At 65.5% G+C, this 18,657-nt stretch carries 18 protein-coding genes and 1 tRNA gene; 16 read left to right on the top strand and 3 right to left on the bottom strand.

Annotated features, from left to right (window positions below; translation table 11 throughout):
• Positions 1–47 precede the first annotated feature (47 nt).
• The 16 genes from EXR94_05180 (at position 48) to dapF (ending at position 16,792) form a co-directional block, all read left to right on the top strand.
• Entirely contained in the window at positions 48–809 is a 762-nt protein-coding gene (locus EXR94_05180) for a hypothetical protein (protein ID MSR02119.1), read from the top strand.
• A gap of 147 nt (positions 810–956) precedes the next feature.
• On the top strand, positions 957–1,718 hold the full coding sequence (kdsB, locus tag EXR94_05175; GenBank protein ID MSR02118.1) for a 3-deoxy-manno-octulosonate cytidylyltransferase: 762 nt from the start codon (positions 957–959) through the stop codon (positions 1,716–1,718).
• A 6-nt stretch (positions 1,719–1,724) separates the two neighbouring features.
• On the top strand, positions 1,725–3,392 hold the full coding sequence (locus EXR94_05170) for a CTP synthase (GenBank protein MSR02117.1): 1,668 nt from the start codon (positions 1,725–1,727) through the stop codon (positions 3,390–3,392).
• Positions 3,389–4,198 carry a 3-deoxy-8-phosphooctulonate synthase gene (locus EXR94_05165; GenBank protein ID MSR02116.1) on the top strand — a complete coding sequence of 270 codons (810 nt, stop codon included), beginning with the start codon at positions 3,389–3,391 and terminating at the stop codon, positions 4,196–4,198. The genes EXR94_05170 and EXR94_05165 overlap by 4 nt, the downstream gene beginning before the upstream one ends.
• Position 4,199: 1 nt before the next feature.
• Positions 4,200–4,745, top strand: a complete 546-nt coding sequence (locus tag EXR94_05160) for a phenylphosphate carboxylase subunit delta (protein ID MSR02115.1) — start codon at positions 4,200–4,202, stop codon at positions 4,743–4,745.
• Complete coding sequence (locus EXR94_05155) at positions 4,742–5,695, top strand: KpsF/GutQ family sugar-phosphate isomerase (protein ID MSR02114.1); 954 nt, start codon at positions 4,742–4,744, stop codon at positions 5,693–5,695. The genes EXR94_05160 and EXR94_05155 overlap by 4 nt, the downstream gene beginning before the upstream one ends.
• On the top strand, positions 5,692–6,237 hold the full coding sequence (lptC, locus tag EXR94_05150) for an LPS export ABC transporter periplasmic protein LptC (protein MSR02113.1): 546 nt from the start codon (positions 5,692–5,694) through the stop codon (positions 6,235–6,237). The genes EXR94_05155 and lptC overlap by 4 nt, the downstream gene beginning before the upstream one ends.
• Positions 6,234–7,610, top strand: coding sequence for a hypothetical protein (locus tag EXR94_05145; protein MSR02112.1), 1,377 nt, complete (start codon positions 6,234–6,236; stop codon positions 7,608–7,610). The genes lptC and EXR94_05145 overlap by 4 nt, the downstream gene beginning before the upstream one ends.
• Positions 7,607–8,371 carry an LPS export ABC transporter ATP-binding protein gene (gene lptB / locus EXR94_05140; protein ID MSR02111.1) on the top strand — a complete coding sequence of 255 codons (765 nt, stop codon included), beginning with the start codon at positions 7,607–7,609 and terminating at the stop codon, positions 8,369–8,371. The genes EXR94_05145 and lptB overlap by 4 nt, the downstream gene beginning before the upstream one ends.
• Positions 8,368–9,876 carry an RNA polymerase sigma-54 factor gene (gene rpoN / locus EXR94_05135; protein ID MSR02110.1) on the top strand — a complete coding sequence of 503 codons (1,509 nt, stop codon included), beginning with the start codon at positions 8,368–8,370 and terminating at the stop codon, positions 9,874–9,876. The genes lptB and rpoN overlap by 4 nt, the downstream gene beginning before the upstream one ends.
• Positions 9,873–10,853: a glycosyltransferase family 2 protein gene (locus EXR94_05130; GenBank protein ID MSR02109.1), complete on the top strand. Its 981-nt coding sequence runs from the start codon at positions 9,873–9,875 to the stop codon at positions 10,851–10,853. The genes rpoN and EXR94_05130 overlap by 4 nt, the downstream gene beginning before the upstream one ends.
• 3 nt (positions 10,854–10,856) lie before the next feature.
• A complete protein-coding gene (locus EXR94_05125) occupies positions 10,857–11,993 on the top strand; it encodes a glycosyltransferase family 4 protein (GenBank protein ID MSR02108.1) in 1,137 nt (378 codons plus the stop codon).
• The gene (locus EXR94_05120) at positions 11,893–12,906 is read left to right on the top strand and encodes a flippase-like domain-containing protein (protein ID MSR02107.1); all 1,014 of its coding nucleotides are present in this window, start codon (positions 11,893–11,895) and stop codon (positions 12,904–12,906) included. Before EXR94_05125 ends, EXR94_05120 begins: the two co-directional genes overlap by 101 nt.
• Positions 12,893–15,253 carry a hypothetical protein gene (locus EXR94_05115; protein ID MSR02106.1) on the top strand — a complete coding sequence of 787 codons (2,361 nt, stop codon included), beginning with the start codon at positions 12,893–12,895 and terminating at the stop codon, positions 15,251–15,253. The genes EXR94_05120 and EXR94_05115 overlap by 14 nt, the downstream gene beginning before the upstream one ends.
• Entirely contained in the window at positions 15,246–15,965 is a 720-nt protein-coding gene (locus EXR94_05110) for a polyprenol monophosphomannose synthase (protein ID MSR02105.1), read from the top strand. The genes EXR94_05115 and EXR94_05110 overlap by 8 nt, the downstream gene beginning before the upstream one ends.
• Positions 15,962–16,792, top strand: a complete 831-nt coding sequence (gene dapF, locus EXR94_05105) for a diaminopimelate epimerase (protein MSR02104.1) — start codon at positions 15,962–15,964, stop codon at positions 16,790–16,792. Before EXR94_05110 ends, dapF begins: the two co-directional genes overlap by 4 nt.
• Before the next feature lie 299 nt (positions 16,793–17,091).
• On the opposite strand, the gene EXR94_05100 is transcribed toward dapF, so the two are convergent.
• The 3 genes from EXR94_05100 to EXR94_05090 all read right to left on the bottom strand — a co-directional run bounded on the left by EXR94_05100 (position 17,092) and on the right by EXR94_05090 (position 18,638).
• Positions 17,092–17,790 carry a tetratricopeptide repeat protein gene (locus tag EXR94_05100; GenBank protein ID MSR02103.1) on the bottom strand — a complete coding sequence of 233 codons (699 nt, stop codon included), beginning with the start codon at positions 17,788–17,790 and terminating at the stop codon, positions 17,092–17,094.
• Positions 17,790–17,863 (bottom strand) — tRNA-Arg (locus EXR94_05095). Before EXR94_05095 ends, EXR94_05100 begins: the two co-directional genes overlap by 1 nt.
• 127 nt (positions 17,864–17,990) lie before the next feature.
• Positions 17,991–18,638, bottom strand: coding sequence for a DedA family protein (locus EXR94_05090; GenBank protein ID MSR02102.1), 648 nt, complete (start codon positions 18,636–18,638; stop codon positions 17,991–17,993).
• Between the last annotated feature and the right edge of the window lie 19 nt (positions 18,639–18,657).

The raw sequence follows: 18,657 nt of genomic DNA, 5'->3' as shown, positions 1-18,657 counted from the left end.
ACGTTACAGACTGTAACATTGAATCGCCGCTCACCAGGAGGTGCCGCATGGACATGAAATGGTATTGGGGAAAAATCGCCCTGAAGGCCGGGGTCATCTTTGGCGTCGGATACGGGATTGTCGGGATCGTCCGGGCTACCAAGCACCAAGTGATCCAGGCGGTGGAAACCAGTTCCGATCTCGCCATCACCATCCCGCTTCCGTTCCTCCCGTTCAACATCGACGGGATCAAGGCCGGGACCTTCCGCCGGGTCGTCCTCCATCGCTCGAACCCGGAGACGGTCGAATCGGTCGATGCCACGGTCCGGATGACCGACTCCAGCCAGCTTCACCAGCTTCGCGACTGTACGGTCACGGTCGATGACCCGTCTCGGTTGTCCGACAAGAGCTCGTTCCGCTGCGTAACGGCCGATAGCCTGATGACGCCGTTCGGCTCCCTGATCGTCAATACCATGCAAGACGGCGAATGGGCCCGGGCCGCGATGATCCCGCTGGTCCTCCCGCGGGATGTCGCCCGGCGGCTCCAAGGGCGGGACGTCCAACATCGGGCCGCGGAGTTGGAGGCGGAGCGGTTCAAGGCCATCGGCGACAGCATTCAAAGCTTGGCCACCGGGCTCCGGACCGCGGCATCTGATTCGGCTCGGGACGCGATCGAGAGCGAGATGAAGGCGCTCGAAGGGGAGATGCGGACCCTCCGGCGGTCGATGTCGGAGGCCGCCGCGGAGCGGACCGCCGACGTGCCGGAACCGGCGCCGAAAGCCCCCGAGGCCCCGCTCCCGGTTCCACCGGCCAAGAAGCCTCCCCGGTAGCCGCTAGGTTCGCGATCGGGTTCTGAACCAGTCTCAACGGCGGTAGCCTAAACTATTGCGCAACTAGGCCTTACATATTAGAGCCTGGGGTCACCGAGGACGCGGCACGACTTTTGACAACGGTCGGCCGCGTTCTTAGTTTGGAATATGCCCGTTCTCGGTGTCATTCCCGCCCGGTTAGCGTCGACTCGATTGGAGCGGAAGCCGCTCCAGCTGCTGGGCGGTCGGCCCCTGATCCTCAGGGTCTGGGAACGAGTTCGGAACCATCCCACGTTCGATGCGGTCGTGGTCGCCACCGATGTCCCGGAAATCCAAGCAGTCGTCGAGCGGGCCGGCGGGCGGGTGATCCTGACTTCACCTCGCCACGAGTCCGGAACCGAACGGGTGGCCGAGGTAGCCTCCCAAACTGAATTCAGCCGATTCGACGTGGTCGTCAATGTCCAGGGGGACGAGCCGTTTCTGCCCCACGCCGCGATCGACGGCGCGGTGGCCCGGGTCCTCGCCGGCGACGACATCGGAACGGCCGCCGTTCCGCTGCTCGCCTCGGAGGCCGACGATCCGGCCCGGGTGAAAGTGGTCTGCAACGAACGAGGGCAGGCGCTCTACTTTTCCCGGGCGCGGATCCCGTTCACCGCCGATCACGGCGATGGGCGCGCCGAGCGCGAGGGGCCATCATACTGGCAGCACTTGGGATTGTACGCCTACACGAAGCCGGGCTTGGCCCGCTGGGTTGCCGCCTCGCCGACGGATCTGGAACGATGGGAACGCCTCGAACAATTGCGGGCGCTGTACCTGGGAATGACGATCGGAGTGGCGCGGCTCGCGGAGCCGGCCCTCCCCGGGATCGATACGCCGGATGATTTGGCTCGCGCCGAGCACCATTGGACCGCCACTGCGACAGGGGACTAGGACCCGATGACCGCTGCGACTGGAAATACCAAGTTTGTGTTTGTTACCGGCGGCGTGGTGTCGTCGCTCGGGAAGGGAATCGCGGCCGCGTCACTCGGCCGGCTCTTGGTCGAGCGGGGCCTCAGCGTGACCCTCCAGAAGTTCGATCCGTACATCAACGTCGATCCGGGGACGATGTCGCCGTTCCAGCACGGCGAGGTCTACGTCACCGACGATGGCGCCGAAACTGATTTGGACCTGGGCCACTACGAGCGGTTCATCGACCGGTCGCTTTCCCAGCAGAACAACATCACGACCGGCCGGATTTACCAGACCGTCATCACCAAGGAACGCCGGGGCGAGTACCTCGGCTCGACGGTCCAGGTCATTCCGCACATCACCGATGAGATCAAGGCAGCCATTCGGCGGAGCGCGCCGGGGCATGACGTCGTGATTACGGAAATCGGCGGCACGGTCGGCGACATCGAGTCGTTGCCGTTCCTCGAGGCCATCCGCCAATTCCGCCAGGAAGTTGGGCGGGAGAACGCCCTCTTCATGCACCTCACACTGGTGCCGTGGATCGCCGCCGCGGGCGAACTCAAGACCAAGCCGACCCAGCACTCGGTGCGCGATCTGATGCAGATCGGGATTCAGCCCGACATTCTCATCTGCCGCAGCGACCATCCCTTGGGCTCGGAGATCAAACGCAAGATCGCGCTGTTCTGCAACGTGGACTTCGGCTGCGTGGTCGAAAGCCCCGACGTCACCTCGATCTACCAGATCCCGCTCAAGTTCCTCGAGCAGGGCCTGGACCGGGAAGTATGCGAACGGCTCCACCTCGAGACCAAGGAACCGGATCTCAAGCCGTGGCGGGACATGGTCGAGAGCATTCTCGAGCCGCCCGCTCGGGTCAAGATTGCGGTGGTCGGGAAGTACACCGACCTCCATGATGCCTACAAATCGGTTCAGGAAGCCCTGCTCCATGCCGGGATCCCGAACGAGGTCGGGGTCGACATTCAGTGGATGTCGAGCGATAAGTTTACCGACGCCAAATCGGCGGGCCAGCTACTCTCGGGCGTCCACGGCCTCCTGGTCCCGGGCGGCTTCGGCGTCCGGGGGGTCGAGGGGATGGTCGAGGCGGTCCGGTGGGCCCGAGAGAACCGGTTGCCGTACTTCGGGATCTGCCTTGGCCTTCAAATCGCCATCATCGAGTTCGCGCGGAACGTGTGCGGGCTCAACGCCAACAGCACCGAGTTCGAGCCCGACTGCGAAGTCCCGGTGATTTCCCTCCTCGCCTCCCAACGGAGCGTGAGCGACATGGGCGGCACCATGCGGCTGGGCGCGTACCCCGCGCGGCTCCGCGCCGGAAGCCTCGCGGCGGCAGCCTACGGGGCCACCGAAATCAGCGAACGCCACCGGCACCGCTGGGAAGTCAGCAACGCCTACCGCGATGTCCTCGCGGAGCACGGCATGCGCCTCTCGGGGCAGTCGCCCGATGGGGGCCTGATCGAGATCATCGAGTTGCCCGCGAGCCCTTGGCATCTCGGCTGCCAATTCCATCCCGAGCTCAAGTCGCGCCCGACCCGGCCGCATCCGCTGTTCGCCTCGTTCATCGCCGCCGCGCGGAAGCACGCCTTCGGAGAGCGAGAGGCGCCGATGAGCGTTCGCCAGGAATTGCTCGGCACCCCCAAGTGACCTGGCGCTTTCAGTCCCCGGAATCACCCTGCCTGATTGCGGGGCCTTGCGTCGTGGAGGATGCCGAGACGATGCTGGTGGTGGCTGAACGGTTGGTCCGCCTGGGCCGCGCCCTCGGCGTGGCGGTCTGTTTCAAAGCGAGCTTCGACAAAGCCAACCGCTCCCGCGGCGATGCGCCGCGGGGTCCCGGATTGGCGGCGGGCCTCGCGGCGTTGGCCCGCGTCCGCGACGCCTCCGGCCTCCCAATCCTCTCCGACGTCCACGAAGTCGATCAGGTCGCGGCGGTCGCCGAGGTCGCCGATGTTCTCCAGGTTCCGGCGTTTCTCTGCCGTCAGACCGACCTGCTCGTTGCCTGCGGACGGACCGGCAAGCCGGTCAACGTCAAGAAGGGCCAATGGATGGACCCCGCCTCCATGGCCGGCGCGGTCGAGAAAGTCCGGCTCGGCGGCTCCACCGAGGTGGCCACCACTGAACGAGGGACGTTCTTCGGGTACGGCGACTTAGTCGTCGATATGCGAAACTTCGATCGGATGCGGGCGGCCACCGGAGGGCCGGTGCTCTTCGACGCAACCCACTCCGTCCAGCGGCCGGGGCAGGGTGTGGCGGGCTCGAGCGGCGGCGCCCGGGACGCGATTCCCGGCCTCATGATGGCGGCCGCGGGCGCGGGGGTCGACGGATTCTTCCTCGAAACCCATCCCGACCCGTCCCGAGCCAGCAGCGACCGCGAGACCCAGTGGCCGCTCGAACAAGTCGAGCACTTGGTCAGCCGCGCGGTCGCGGTCTGGCGGACGGCCCGTGGAGTGTAGCGTGGATCCCGTCCTGGCCCGTCGCATCCGCTTGCTGGCCCTCGACGTTGACGGCGTCCTGACCGACAACGGCATCTTCCTCGGGCCGGTTGATGGACGGCGGGTCGAACTCAAGCGGTTCGACATTCAGGATGGGCTCGGAATCCGGCTGTTGCAAGGCACCCCGATCGAGGTCGTCTGGATCAGCGCGCGGGAGTCGGAGGCCACCCGCCTCCGCGCCGACGAGCTCAACATTGGAGCATTGATCCAAGACAGCGGCGGCCGGAAGCTCCCGGCCCTTGCCGCGTTGCTCACCGCGCGCGGCCTCGATTGGACGGAGGTGGCGTTCGTCGGCGACGACCTCGCGGATTTGAGCGTGATGGAGCGGGTCGGTTTGCCGATCGCAGTGGCCAACGCAACCGACGAGATCAAGGCGGTGGCAAAATGGACCACCATGCGGTCGGGCGGCCAGGGGGCGGTCCGGGAAGTGATCGAGGCTCTCCTCAAAGCCCGGGGCGAGTGGGCGACGGTCGTGGCGCGGTACCGGGCCGCGCGGGACGTCGCATGACCAGCGTGCTCGAGGCCGGCCGCCGGGTCCTCCGCTTGGAAGCGACTGCCGTGGCCCGCGCCGGCCAGATGCTCGGCACCGGTTTCACCACCGGCGTGGAGTTGCTCCAGGCGGCCACCGGGCGGATCATCGTGTCGGGCGTCGGCAAATCGGGGCTGGTGGCCCGGAAGATCGCCGCGACGCTGACCTCGACGGGGTCGCCAGCGGCCTTTCTCCATCCGACCGACAGCCTCCATGGTGATCTCGGTATCATCGGCCCGGGCGATGCCGCCATTCTGCTCAGCAAGAGCGGGGAAACCGAGGAACTCTTCGGCCTGCTCGACATGCTGGGGCGGAAAGCGGTCCCGATCCTCGCCATCACCGGCGGCCTCCAATCCACTCTGGCCCGGGCGGCTCGGGTGGTCCTCGATGCCGGGGTCGACGAGGAAGCCTGCCCGCACGACTTGGCCCCGACCACCAGTACCACGGTGGCTTTGGCGTTAGGCGACGCGTTGGCGGTGGCGCTCTTGGAGCAGAAGGGGTTCTCGCGCGAGGCCTTTGCGTGCCTCCACCCGGGCGGCCAGCTCGGGCGGCGATTGCTCCTCAGGGTCCACCATGTCATGCAGCCCCCCGGTATGACCCTGGAACCGGCCGATCCGATGCGCCAGGCGATCGAACATCTGGCCCACCAGCGCGGCATTGCGTTGGTGGTCAGCCAGGGCCGGCTGCAGGGCGTCATTACTGCGGGTGATTTGTCCCGCATTGCCGAACGGAACCCAGAGTACTGGGACCTCGAGGTTCGTCAGGTCATGACCGATGCCCCGAAAACCGTCGGCGCCGAGGAGCCGGCCATTACAGCGACCGGCCTGATGGAGCGGTTCGGCATCATGGCACTCCCGGTTACCGACGAGGCCGGGAGCCTCTGCGGGGTGGTCCACCTCCACGACCTGATGCGGGCTGGCGCGGTATGAGGGCGCTTCTCGTGGTTGTGGTCGCGGGGGTGGGCGCCGGGGCCTGCGCGACCGACGGCATTCGGCCGAACGCGGCCACCGCGCCGGCCGATAGCGCCGATCAGGTCATGCTCAAGATGAGCACGGACCTCTTCAACGAAGGAGCCCGCCAAAACCACGTCGTGGCCGAGACGGCCTACGTCTATCAGGCCGCCCAAAAGATGGACCTCCGCCTCCTTCAGGTCACCTTCTTCGAGGACGGCAAGCAATCCTCGGTCCTGACCGCCACACGCGGCATCTATACCATGACGAACGGCTCGCTCGACGCGACCGGCAACGTCAAGGTCGTCTCGACCGACGGGCGAACCCTGGCCACTCAGCATCTGATCTACGATAAGGTGGCCCTGCAGATTTCGAGCGATAGCGCGTTTACGTATCAATCACGCACCGAACGGATGACCGGGAGCCGGTTCCATTCGGACCTCGAGTTCAAGTACGTGGTCACCGATCAACCCAAGGGTATCCAGCGGAGCGGGGGCGTCATCCTCGAGGACAAGCGATGACCGGCCTCCGGCGAATTGCCCTCCTAGTCTCCGTGACCGGATTGGTCGTGGCCGGTCGGACCGGGGCCCAGGCTCGGAAGAGGGCCGCACCCGCCAACGACCGGTGCCGGCTCGAGATCCTCAACGTCGATCGCCAAGGAGTCCGAACCGAGCCGACGCCGGGCGTCGAGCATCTGTTCGCGGGCGGCAACATCCACGCGCAGTGCGTGGGCCGAAACATCCACATTTACTCCGACAGCGTCGCCTCGTACGGCGGCAACGTCGTCCAGTTCATCTCGCAGGGAAGCCGGGTCAAGTACCGCGACTCGACCACCAATCTTGACGCCGATTTCGGCACCTATTTCAAGGACGGCGAGCGGTTCGAGGCTCAGGGCAATGTCGTGCATCGGGACCTGAAGACCGGATCGACGATTTCGGGCGCCCGGATCGACTATCTCCGCCCGGTGCGGGGCATTCGCACCGAACTCGAGGTCCTCGGGTACAACCGCCCCACCGTGTCCTACGTGGTAACGGACTCCACCGGCCGAGTGCAGGCGCCGTACATCATCATCGGGAACACCGTCCGGACCGTCGGGAGCGACGTCATCAACGCCGGCGGCGCGGTGACGATTGACCACGAGAATCTCAAAGGGAGCGGCGACTCCCTCTGGCTCGACAGCGGCAAGAAGCAAGCGGGGCAGCTGATCGGCAAGGCGGCGCTCAGGAACCAGCAAGACACCACCGGCACCGGCCCGGGTTTCACCCTCACGGGACGGATCATCGACATCGGCTTGGCCCAACGGGAGCTATCCTCGGTCAACGGCAGGGACAGTGCCCGGCTGGTGAGCCGGGACGTGACCCTGGATGCCGACTCGATCATGATTCGGCTCCGGCAGCGACAGGCCGAGCAGACGGTAGCCTGGGGCAATGGGGTGCGGCCCACCGCCGTCTCGGCCGACTACCAGGTCCAGGGTGATTCGATCTTGGTCGAGAGCCCGAACCAGAAGCTGTCCAAGGTCATCGCGTTCGGGAACGGCTGGGCCGGCCTGTCGGGCGATACGACCACCGGTGCCCGGCGGGACTGGATCGCCGGCGACAAGGTCACGGTCACCTTCTTCGAACGGACTCCGTCGGGCCCCAACCGCCTCGCAATCCAGCAACTGGAAGCCGAACAACGGGCCCGGTCGTTCTATCAAGTGGCCCCCGAGCGCGGCCAAACCAAGGGATCCATGAACTACACCCGGGCTGACCGGATTCTCGTGACGATGCGGATTACCGCCGATTCCAACTCCGTCCAGCAGGTCGACGCGACCGGATCGGTCGAAGGCGTCCACCTCCAGCCGGCCGCCGGCCGCCGCCGCGACACCACGGCCGTTCGCCCGGTGCCACGATGACCAGCACCCTTGCCGGCCATGGCCTCAACAAGGCCTTCCGGAAACGCCGGGTGGTCAACGACGTTTCGATCGAGGTTCGCCAGGGCGAGGTCGTCGGGCTGCTCGGACCTAACGGCGCCGGGAAGACGACGACGTTCTACTTGATCACCGGTCTGATCAAGCCCGACAGCGGCCGGATCCAACTCGACGACAAGGACATCACCGGGCAGCCGATGTACCGGCGGGCCCGGAATGGAATCGGGTATCTTGCCCAGGAGCCCTCCGTGTTTCGACGGATGACGGTAGAGGATAATGTCCTCGCGATCCTCGAGACGTTGCCCCTGGGCCGGGCCGAGCGGCGCGACCGGCTTGAGCGGCTGCTAGATGAGTTGGGACTACACCACCTCCGGAAGAACCGGGCCTATACGCTGAGCGGAGGGGAACGGCGCCGGTTGGAAATTACCCGGGCTCTGGTCACTCAACCGAAGTTCATGCTGCTTGACGAACCGTTTGCCGGCGTCGACCCCATTGCCGTGCATGACATTCAGACCATCGTCGCTGATCTCAAACACCGGGGCATCGGCGTCTTGATCACCGACCATAACGTGGAACAGATGTTTGACATCGTCGATCGCGCTTACATCATGTACGACGGCGAGGTCCGCGCAGCCGGCACGGTCAGGGACTTGGTCCTGAACGACCAGGTGGCCACCCTCTACCTTGGCCCAACCATGACCGCACGGCTGCGCGAGCGCCTGGCCCGAATGGAGAGTACCTCGTGAGAACCGGACTTGCGCTCCACACGGGGATCCGTCAAGAGCTTCGGATCAATCCACGGCTGTACCAGGCCATGGACATGCTCTACATGCCGATGATGGATCTCCAGCAGCACTTCAAGCAGGAGTTGCTGACCAACCCGTTCCTCGAACTCCTGGAGCCGGAAGAAGAAGAGCAGGAGCAAAACGAACCAACAGCCGAGCAGGAAAAGGAAACCAAAGACAAGGAAGACGAGATTGACTGGGAGGAAATCCTCCTCAACGGATTCGATGTCGGCGGCACCAAGCAGCAATTCGAGGAACAGGAGTATCTGGAACCCGTGTGTGTCGAGCAGCGTGACCTGATCGACCATCTTCGGGAGCAACTCCAGTTAACGGACCTCACGCCCCGCCAACAACTGCTCAGCGAGGAGTTCCTCGGCAACATCAACGAGGACGGCTATCTCGGTGCGTCGCTCGAAGACATCCAGGGCTCCGTCAACGCACTCTTGGACTCGTACGTCGAGCCCGGCGCCGACCACGATGAGGCCGACGGGGTCGCGGGGGAAGCGGATCCTCCATCGGCGCCTCGTCCGCCGTCAATCCCATACTTCGAGATCTCGGAACTCGAGCACATGCTGGACATCGTACAGCGGCTCGATCCGGCCGGCGTCGGCGCGCGCGACCTCCGGGAGTGCCTCGTCTTGCAACTCCGGGACGCCGAGGAAGCCAACTCCCTGAGCTTCCGACTCGTGGCCGAGGCCTTCAACGATCTGATTGCCCACCGCTGGAACGACTTGGCCAAGCGCTTCGGCGTCGAGCCCGGCAAGGTCCAAGCCGCCGCCGACGGCTTGGCGCGGTTCGACCCGAAGCCAGGCCTCAAGTACTCGAGCCGCGGCGACGGCTACATCATCCCCGATTTGATCGTGGTCAAGGTCGACGGGAAGTACCATGTCAGCCTCAACGACAGCGGGGTGCCCCGGCTCCGGCTCAGCCGGTCGTATCAGGACGTCGCTCGTGACAAGAAGTCGTTGACCCAGGAGAACAAAGACTTCATCGCCCAGAAGATGAACAGCGCGAACTGGATGATTCAGGCCATCGAGCAGCGGCGCCAGACCATGCTCAAGGTCATGAACTTCATCGTCGATCGCCAACGAGCCTTCTTCGAGAAGGGCGTGGAGCACTTGAAACCGTTGACCCTCCGCGAGGTGGTCGAGGTCATCAGTATGCACGAATCGACCGTGAGCCGGGTGACCAACGGGAAGTACGTCCAGACCCCCCGCGGCGTCCTCCCGCTCAAGTTCTTCTTCTCGAGCGCCCTGACGACGGCGTCCGGCGAAAACGCCAGCGCGCGTTCGATCCGGGCCAAGCTCCAAAAGATGATCGGCGAAGAACAACCCTCGAAGCCCCTGACCGACCAGCAAATCGTCCATCGATTCAAGGAGCAGGGCATCCAGATCGCCCGGCGGACGGTGGCCAAGTACCGCGACCAGCTCGGGATCCTGCCCGCCAGGATGCGGAAGCGGGTATGAGCTCGACACTCGGCACTCGGGGCTCGGCGCTCGGCACACGGCCGGTGGCGGTGAGTGTGTTGGTTCCAGCAAAGGATGAGGCGGAGAATCTGCCGGAGTTTTGCCGGCTGGCGGCGGAGGCCCTTGGGGGGGGCGGCTTTTCGTTCGAAGTGGTGGTGGTGGATGACGGCTCGCGCGATCCGACCGCCGAGGTGCTGGCCGGGCTCCAGAGGCAGTACGACTTCCTTCGGGTCGTAACCCACCGGCGGCAGCAGGGCATCGCGGAGGCGCTTCGGAGCGGGGCCGATGCCGCGTCCGGCGATGTGCTCGTCTTCTATCCGGCCGACCTCCAGTACCTGCCGGCCGATATCCCCGCGTTGGTGCGCCCGATCCTCGACGGCGAAGCCGACATGGTCACCGGATCGAAGCAGGGCAAGTACGAGAAGGCCTTCGTCAGCGGCATCTACAACCGGCTCTGCCGCTTCCTGTTTGGCGTGAAGGTGGAAGACCTCAATTCGGTGAAAGCCTACCGCGCCGAGATCATGGGCATCGTCCCGATGCGGCCGGATTGGCATCGCTACATGATCGTGATCGCCGCGGTCGAAGGCTATCGCCTGACCTCCCGGCCGGTCCCGCTCTACCCGCGGCGCGCCGGAATCTCGAAGTTCACTTGGACCCGGATTCCCGTCGGGGTGCTCGACCTGGTCTCGGTGTGGTTCCAACTTCGGTTCGGCCGAAAACCGATGTTGTTCTTCGGGGTGTTGGGTGCCGTCCTCTTCTTGATTGGCTTCCTCGCCGGCATCGTGGCCCTGGTGCTCCGGTTCGGGCCCTGGCAGCTCGGATTCCGGCCCTGGCTCAACTTGGTCGAGATGATGGTCATCAGCGGCATTTCGCTGTTCGGGTTCGGGTTCGTCGCCGAGCTGGTGGCCGGCTCTCGAGAAGAAATGCGCCAGATCGCCCGCGATCTCCGCCGCGGCAACCCCTCGCCGCCCGCCTAACGAATGCGGGTGGTGTTCCTCACCCATAACTATCCTCGGTTTCCCGGGGATGTAGCGGGCGCGTTCCTCCATCCATTGGCCAGGGCCCTGGTCGGACGGGGCCACGACGTTCGGGTGGTGGCACCGAGCGACCAGGGCCGGGGCGGCTCCGACTCGGTCGACGAGATCCCGGTCACCCGCGTCCGGTACGCCTCGCCGGGCCGGGAGCGCTATGCCTACTCGGGGCGGATGCAGGAAGCGCTTCGGTCGCCGGCCGGTCTTTGGACCCTGCTCGGGATGATCCGGGGCTTGAGGCGAGGGGCCCGGGCTCAACTGTCAGACCAGCCGACCGTGGTCCACGCCCATTGGTGGTTCCCGGCGGGGCTGGCCGTCCCGGCGGCGTCTCCCTGCGTGGTAACCCTCCACGGCACCGATGCCAGGATGCTGGAACAACCCGGAGCGTCATGGCTGGCCCATCGGGCACTCAGGCTCGGCCGGGTCGTCACGGCCGTGAGTAGCGCCATCGGCGACGACGTGGAACGACGCACCGGCCGGGCCGTGTCTGCGGCGCATGTGAGCCCGATGCCCGTCGTCCTTAGCTCTCACCGGTCGGCCGGCGGCGGCGGATTGGTGTTCGTCGGCCGACTCACCAGTCAGAAACGCGTCGCCATGGCCATCGAGGCGCACGCGGCCCTCCTGACCGAGCATCCCGGTCTCCAGTTCACGATCGTCGGTGACGGCCCCGAACGGCCCGCCTTGGAAGCGAAAGTCCGGGCGCTCGGCACCGGCCACCGGGTCGTCTTCACCGGCATGGTTGAGCCCCAGGCGGTGGCGCGGACCATGGGACATGCGGACCTCTTTTTGTTTCCCGCCGAGCGCGAGGGGTTTGGCCTCGCCGCTGTCGAAGCGCTCGGGGCTGGCGTCCCGGTCATTGCCTGCCGCGACGGCGGCGGGGTGTTGGACATCCTGCGGGAGCCGGGCGCCGGAATGATCGTCGACCCCGGGCCGACCCGGATCGCCCAGGCCGTGGGTATCCTTCTCGGCCAGCCCGGCGCCCGCGCTGCCGCATTGCGGGCCGGCGAGGCCTGGCGGGCCCGCCTCGATCCCGACACCATCGCCCGCCGATGCGAGGCGTGGTATCAGGAGGCGCTCGGTGGGTAGCCGCCGCTGGCGGTGGATTCAGGCGGCCGTGGGGCTGGCCATCGTTGGGTACGCCCTCCGGTTCTTGATCCAGAACTGGGTGACGATTCGAACGACCCCGCTCGAGTGGCGGATTCGGGTGGTCCCGATCGTCGCGAGCCTCGGGCTCGTCCTCGCCACCTACGGCCTGCTGATCGAGTCCTGGCGGCGAGTCGTGAACGGGTGGGGCGCCGAGATCGCCTGGTGGTCGGCGGCGCGGGTCTGGGTTCTCTCCAGCATGGGGAAGTACCTTCCCGGAAAGCTCTGGACCATTGCCGGCCTGGGCGTGCTCGGCCGGGAACAGGGGGTTCCGGCATTGACGGCCACGGCATCGGCGATCGTCCTGCAACTGGTGTCGATCGCAACCGGCGCGTTGACGGTGGCGGTGACGGGGACAGCCGCGCTCGAGCGCGAGCACCCGGCGGTTCGGTTGGTGCTCTGGTCGTTGATCGGGGTGGCCGCGGTCACGTTGGGCCTGGTCCTCCGGCCCGCGCTGTTGAACTGGCTCCTCCGGCGGCTTGGCGTTGACGCCACAATCGCAACGCCGGACCCCAAGGCAATGGCCATCGGAGTGGTGGCGAACGGACTCGCGTGGACGATGTACGGCGTCGCCTTGTACTGGCTCGCTGCCGGCCTCTTTGTCGACTCCAGGCTGACATTAGTCCAGGCAATCGGTGCCTTCACCGCATCGTACCTGGCCGGCTTCCTGTTTCTGCTCGCACCCGGAGGTTTTGGGGTCCGGGAAACGGTATTTTTCTTGGTCACGGAATCGGCCTTGGGGCCCGCCCAGGCGCTGGCACTGGCTGCGGTGTCCCGGGTCGGGATGACGCTCGCAGACTTGCTTGCGGCGGCGCCGTTCGTGTTGGCTCGGAGGAGGGTACATGACGGAACCTGAACGGCCCCGGCTCGATTTCGAGCCACCGTGGCCAACACTCGCGGCGGGACTGATCTTTCTCGTGGCGGGCCTGACGCTCTGCTGGCCGATCTTCACGGGTCAGTTCTTGGCCGGCCCAGACTCCGACCAGTTCATTGCAGGGTACAGCTTCCGGCATTTCGCGGCGGAGTACCATCGCCAGTTCGGGTCGGTGCCGCAGTGGAATCCGTACTTGTTCGGCGGCATGCCGTTCGTCGGCGCGGCCCACGGAGACATCTTCTATCCCACGGCCTGGCTCCGCTGGTTCCTTCCGACCGACGTGGCGATGAGCCTCGGATTTGCCGTCCACATCGTCTTGGCCGGATGTTTCATGTACGGGCTGCTCCGGACGTTAGGCCTGTCTTGGGCCGGTGCCGTAGTCGGCGGCCTGGCCTATGAAATGACCGGGATCGTCATCTCCTTGGTGCATCCTGGTCATGACGGCAAGCTCTTCGTGTCCGCCGCGGCTCCTCTGCTGTTTTCGGGCATCGTCTGGGCGGTCCGGGACCGGCGGACCATCGGCTACGCGGTCGTTGCGTTGGCGACTGGCCTCGCCCTCCAGGGCCACCCGCAGACGACCCAATATCTCCTGGTGGCGGGCGCGCTGTGGGGTGCCTTCTGGCTCTTTGGCGCCGAGGGCCCCAAGGGAACATCCGACAAGGTTCGGGTCATGGCCGGATCGGTCGGCGCCCTCGCCCTCGGCATCGGCCTCTACGCCATCTACGCCCTCCCCATGGCGGCGTATGTGCCGTTCAGTCCCCGGGCAGCCGGTGGCGCCAACACCGGATGGGAACACGCGATTCAATTCTCGCTCCCGGCCGGCGAGCTCGTCGGGGTCCTCCTCCCGAAAATCTACGGCGGGATGACGAACTACTTCGGGCCTAACGGTCTCCGACTCCACTCCGAGTACCTCGGCCCGGTCATCCTGCTCCTCGCCGCCATGGGACTGGGCGGTCCGGACCGACGCACGGCTCGGCGGGCGTTCGTCGCCATCGGGATCGTGTTCTTGTTGGTTTCCTTGGGCGGGAGCACGCCGTTCTTCCGAATCTGGTACGCGATCATTCCTCTGACGAGCCGCCTTCGGGCGCCTGGCCAGGCTTTCTTCTTGGTGGCCATGGCCCTCGCGTTCTTTGCCGCGATCGGGGCGGAGCGGCTCGTACGGGGTGCCGCGTCGAAGCGGCGGATCGCCGGCGCGACGATCGCCCTCGGCGTGTTCGGACTTCTCGCCGCCGCCGGGCTGCTCCAACTCGTATCCGAGGACATGGCCAGGAGCCCGGGCTACCAGGGATTCATCGAGGTGGCCATCGCCAACGCGTCGGCGCTCCAGGCCGATGGTGGCAGGCTCCTTCTCGTGACGGCCGTCGTCGGCGCCCTGGCCCTCGCACTGATCCGATTCCGGCTCCCCTCATGGGCGGGGCTCGGGTTGCTCCTCGTCGCAACGTGGATCGATCCGTGGGTCATCGGGCGCGAGTATTTCGTCTTTTCGCCGCCGGCCCGCGTCACCTACGCGGCCGATCCGGTCATCCAACGAATCCAAGCCACGAAACTCCCGTACCGGGTGTTTGGGCCGGAGGGGGGCAATCCCTACCGCCGATCCTGGCTCATGTCGGCTGGGATTCCAACCATGCTCGGGTATCACGGCAACGAGCTCCGAACCTGGGACGATCTCCTCGGCGGCAAGAATGATTGGGGGAATCAGCTCAATCCCAACCTCTGGAAACTCCTCGCGATCCGGTTCGTCGTCCTCACCGAACCCCAGAACCTGCCCGGATTCCGCCAGATCCTCGGGCCCGAGAAGACCTTCTTCGGAACGGCGTACCTTTACGAGGCCGACACCGTCCCGCCGTATGCCCGGGTCTACGCCGGCGCCGCCAAGGTTCCGGAAGCCCAGCTGGTTCCAACGCTGTCGGATCCCCGGTTCCCGATCGAACAACTGGCCCTGTACGCCGACACCACCTCCGTCAGCCCGGCCCCGCTCGACAACAGCGTCCCAGCCGCGTCGGCCCTCAGGGCAGAGGTGGTCGAGTGGCGGGCCGGCAAGATGACCGTGGCGGTAACCGGAACCAGCCCAGGCCCGGAATACCTCGTGGTCGCCGAGAATTGGTATCCGAGTTGGCGCGCCACCATCGACGGGAAGCCCGCCCCGGTGCTCCGGGCCCAAAACACCTTGCTCAGTGTGGTCCTGCCGCCGGGGGCCAAAGAGGTCATCTTGGAGTTCGACGGGGCCGAGTACCACCGCGGGAAGCTGATTTCCATGCTGTCGGTCCTGGGCGTGCTGGCGCTCTTCGCCGCGCCGGCCCTGGCGCGCAGGAAGCCCCGCGATGCCTGAGCGGTTCCTGGTGATTCTCCCAACCTACGACGAGAGCGAGAACATCTCGCAGATCGTGCCGGCCATCCTCGAGCAGGATGACCGGCTCGAAGTCCTGGTGGTCGACGACAACTCGCCCGATGGCACCGGACGCCTGGCCGATCAGTTGGCGGCGGCCATCGCCCGGGTGCACGTGCTGCATCGGCCACAGAAAGAAGGCCTCGGCAAAGCGTACCTTGCCGGCTTTGCGTGGGGCCTCGAGCGGAAGTTTGACCGGCTGCTCGAAATGGACGCCGATTTCTCCCACGACCCCAAGTTTCTCCCCAAACTCCTCGCGGCCGCCGACTCGGCCGATCTGGTGGTCGGATCGCGGTACAAGAGCGGCGTCAACGTCATCAACTGGCCGATGTCCCGGCTCCTGCTGTCATACTGTGCCAACATCTACGTTCGGTGGGTCACGGGGCTGCCGCTGACCGACGCCACCGGCGGGTTCAAATGCTTCCGGCGTGAAGTGCTCGAGGCCCTTCCATTCGAGCGGGTCCGGTCGAACGGCTACGCCTTCCAAATCGAGATGAGTTTTCGGGCCTGGCGGAAGAAGTATCGGGTGGTCGAGATCCCGATTGTCTTCACCGACCGGGTCGAGGGCAGCAGCAAGATGAGCAAGGCCATCGTTCGCGAAGCGGCCTGGATGGTCTGGTGGCTGTGGATCGCCGACCGATTCGGGCGGCTATGAGCTCCCGGTTCTACAAGATGTCGGGGTCGGGAAATGACTTCGTGGTCGTGGACGGCCGCGAGCACCATCTGGCCGACTGGACTCCGGAGCGGATCCGCCGGGTGTGTGACCGGCGGCGGGGCGTCGGAGCGGACGGCGTCGTTCACCTGTCAGTGGCACAGGACGGGGCCATCCGGATGATGTACTTCAACGCCGACGGGTCCCCCGCCGACATGTGCGGCAACGCCGCCCTCTGCTCCACTCGGCTGGCGGTCCGACTCGGGCTCGCCAACCCCGAGCATATCGCCCTCGCCACTGATGCCGGCCGGTTGGAAAGCCGCTGCGTTGGTCCCGGATTCTTGGCCGAGTTGAAATTCCCTACGGCCAACCTGCCGGTCCCGATCCTGATCCCGCTCCACCCGGGCGAGCAGCGGGCTTTTCAGGGAACCATTGGCGTGCCGCACACCATCGTCTTCGTCGACAAGGTTGCCGCCGTCGACGTCGAAACGAGGGGCAGGGAATTGCGCCATGCCCCGATCTTCGGCGGGGCGGGAAGTAACATCAACTTCATCGGCCCCACTGGGGACCGAACGACCCCCTGGGAGATCCGGACCTACGAACGGGGCGTTGAGGCCGAAACCCTGGCGTGCGGCACCGGAACCATCGCGGCCGCCCTGGCCGTCGGATCCGCCGGTTTGTCGGAGCTCCCGATTCAGATCAGGGCTGGGAGCGGATGTATCTATTCGGTTGCGGCCGCGCTCGATGGAACCCAGGCAACCGACGTCTGGCTCTGCGGCGAAGGGCGGCTAGTCTTTTCCGGGGAATTCGAGCCCGGCCTCAGCGGATAAACGCCACCTCGGCCTCGTTGGTCACCAGGGCCAGTCCGAGTGGCTCGATCAAGGACCCGGACCGGTATCCGAACCGGTGCTGCAGGCGAGCAGGAAGACCAGAAGGCCGGGCGCGGCGCTAGCCGGAATCGAACGGGGCAGCATCGGCACCGACTTATCCACCCTTATCCACGTTGACACTTAACATAATACATCTTATACGACGTTAGCGATAGCTACCATGCCATGGCCGACCCGAAAAGGAACGGCTCCCGCCGGACCTGTGCGGGAGCCTCAACTGCCTACAGCGCCAACCGCCCTTACTTACCCCTGGTAATCTCCGCCAGCCGGACCTCGGCCTCCGCCACGCCGGCCGTTTCGCGCGGGTAGGCCTTAATCAGGTCCGAAAGGACCGTAACCGCCTCGGCTTCCTTCCCCGCCAGCCGGTAGGTCCTGGCGGCGTTCAGGAGCGCATCCACCTTGCGGAAGACCTCCGGCGCGAGATCGGCCGCCTTGAGGTACTCGGCCGCGGCCTCGGACGGCTTCCCGGTGTTCTCGAGAGCCATCCCAAGGTGGGCCCGAGCGGCGGCGCCATGAGCCCCCGGGGGGTTCGCCGCCACCAGCTTCCGAAGGTCGTCGACCGCCAACTGACTTTGGCCGGATAGCATCCGGACCTGGTTCAGAGCCAAGGACGCCTCGTACGCCGCATCGGTACCCGAATAGTTCTGGCTGACCTTCTGAAACCCGGTCGATGCCTCCGGATAGTTTCCAGCCTCCATCGAATTCCGAGCCTGATCCAGGGCGTTCAGGGCCTGGACCTGCTTCCGGCGGCCGCTTTCCACCACGTACCAGCCCGCGAGAGCCAGGACGAAAACGACCCCTGCGGCGATACCGACCGCCCGCTGGTGGGTCTGAAACCAAGCGAGAATTGGATGCTCGGCGGCCCGGACCGGATCAGTTGCAGTTGTGCCCATCAGCGAATTGCCTATGAAGGAGTAAAGAGACGTCCAAGATAACATGCCCTCGAGAGGATTCGAACCTCCGGCCAACGGTTTAGGAAACCGCTGCTCTATCCACCTGAGCTACGAGGGCCAAACCTGAACCGGAATGGGTTGACTAGGGCCCGCCGGACCAACCGCTACAAACCAACCCATTCCTGCTAGTTAGGATGAAGTGAACGACGTAACCTGCAATAAGTCAGCAGGTTGAGCTGTCGCGCTCATGTTATTTCTCTGGCCGCCAGCCGGGCCCGAACCACCTCCAGAACCATCGGCAGAACCGAGATCAGGATGATGGCCCCGATCACCATCCCAAAGTTGTTCTGCACGATCGGCAGGTTGCCGAAGAAGTACCCGAGCCAAATAAACCCCAAGACCCAGAGCAGCCCGCCCCCAACGCTATAGGCAAGGAACCGCGGGTACGGCATCGCTCCGACCCCCGCCACAAAGGGCGTGAAGGTCCGAATGATCGGTACAAAGCGGGCAATCACCACGGTCCGGCCGCCATGGCGGTCGAAGAACCGCTGGGTCCGTTCGAGGTACTCCTTCTTCATGAAGCGGAACTGACCGGAAAAAGCCCGGGGGCCGATATAGCGGCCAATCCAGTAGTTCAGATTGTCGCCCAGGATCGCGGCCCCCATCAAACTGGCACAGAGGATCCACGGATTGAGGTTCCCCAGCCCGGCAAAGGCCCCGGCGGCGAACAGCAGCGAGTCACCCGGAAGAAACGGAGTAATAACCAGCCCCGTCTCGCAAAACACGATCAGGGCCAGGATGACGTAGGTCCCCGTGCCGTATTGGCTGATCAGGTCGCCGAGGTGGCGATCGAGATGGAGGACCAAATCGATGGCAAACCGAAAGAAGTCAATCACGGCGGCAATCTAGTAA

Source organism: Gemmatimonadota bacterium (assembly GCA_009692115.1).
GTDB lineage: Bacteria > Gemmatimonadota > Gemmatimonadetes > Gemmatimonadales > GWC2-71-9 > SHZU01.
This window is presented reverse-complemented; position numbering and strand designations above follow the sequence as displayed.

Bases quoted from the DNA above. Each gene is read 5' to 3' on its own strand.
- lptC (MSR02113.1), top strand. From the start codon at position 5,692: ATGAGGGCGCTTCTCGTGGTTGTGGTCGCGGGGGTGGGCGCCGGGGCC.
- kdsB (MSR02118.1), top strand. From the start codon at position 957: ATGCCCGTTCTCGGTGTCATTCCCGCCCGGTTAGCGTCGACTCGATTG.
- EXR94_05115 (MSR02106.1), top strand. From the start codon at position 12,893: ATGACGGAACCTGAACGGCCCCGGCTCGATTTCGAGCCACCGTGGCCA.
- dapF (MSR02104.1), top strand. From the start codon at position 15,962: ATGAGCTCCCGGTTCTACAAGATGTCGGGGTCGGGAAATGACTTCGTG.
- EXR94_05110 (MSR02105.1), top strand. From the start codon at position 15,246: ATGCCTGAGCGGTTCCTGGTGATTCTCCCAACCTACGACGAGAGCGAG.
- EXR94_05125 (MSR02108.1), top strand. From the start codon at position 10,857: ATGCGGGTGGTGTTCCTCACCCATAACTATCCTCGGTTTCCCGGGGAT.
- EXR94_05180 (MSR02119.1), top strand. From the start codon at position 48: ATGGACATGAAATGGTATTGGGGAAAAATCGCCCTGAAGGCCGGGGTC.
- EXR94_05170 (MSR02117.1), top strand. From the start codon at position 1,725: ATGACCGCTGCGACTGGAAATACCAAGTTTGTGTTTGTTACCGGCGGC.
- lptB (MSR02111.1), top strand. From the start codon at position 7,607: ATGACCAGCACCCTTGCCGGCCATGGCCTCAACAAGGCCTTCCGGAAA.
- EXR94_05100 (MSR02103.1), bottom strand. From the start codon at position 17,790: ATGTTATCTTGGACGTCTCTTTACTCCTTCATAGGCAATTCGCTGATG.
- EXR94_05145 (MSR02112.1), top strand. From the start codon at position 6,234: ATGACCGGCCTCCGGCGAATTGCCCTCCTAGTCTCCGTGACCGGATTG.
- EXR94_05130 (MSR02109.1), top strand. From the start codon at position 9,873: ATGAGCTCGACACTCGGCACTCGGGGCTCGGCGCTCGGCACACGGCCG.
- EXR94_05155 (MSR02114.1), top strand. From the start codon at position 4,742: ATGACCAGCGTGCTCGAGGCCGGCCGCCGGGTCCTCCGCTTGGAAGCG.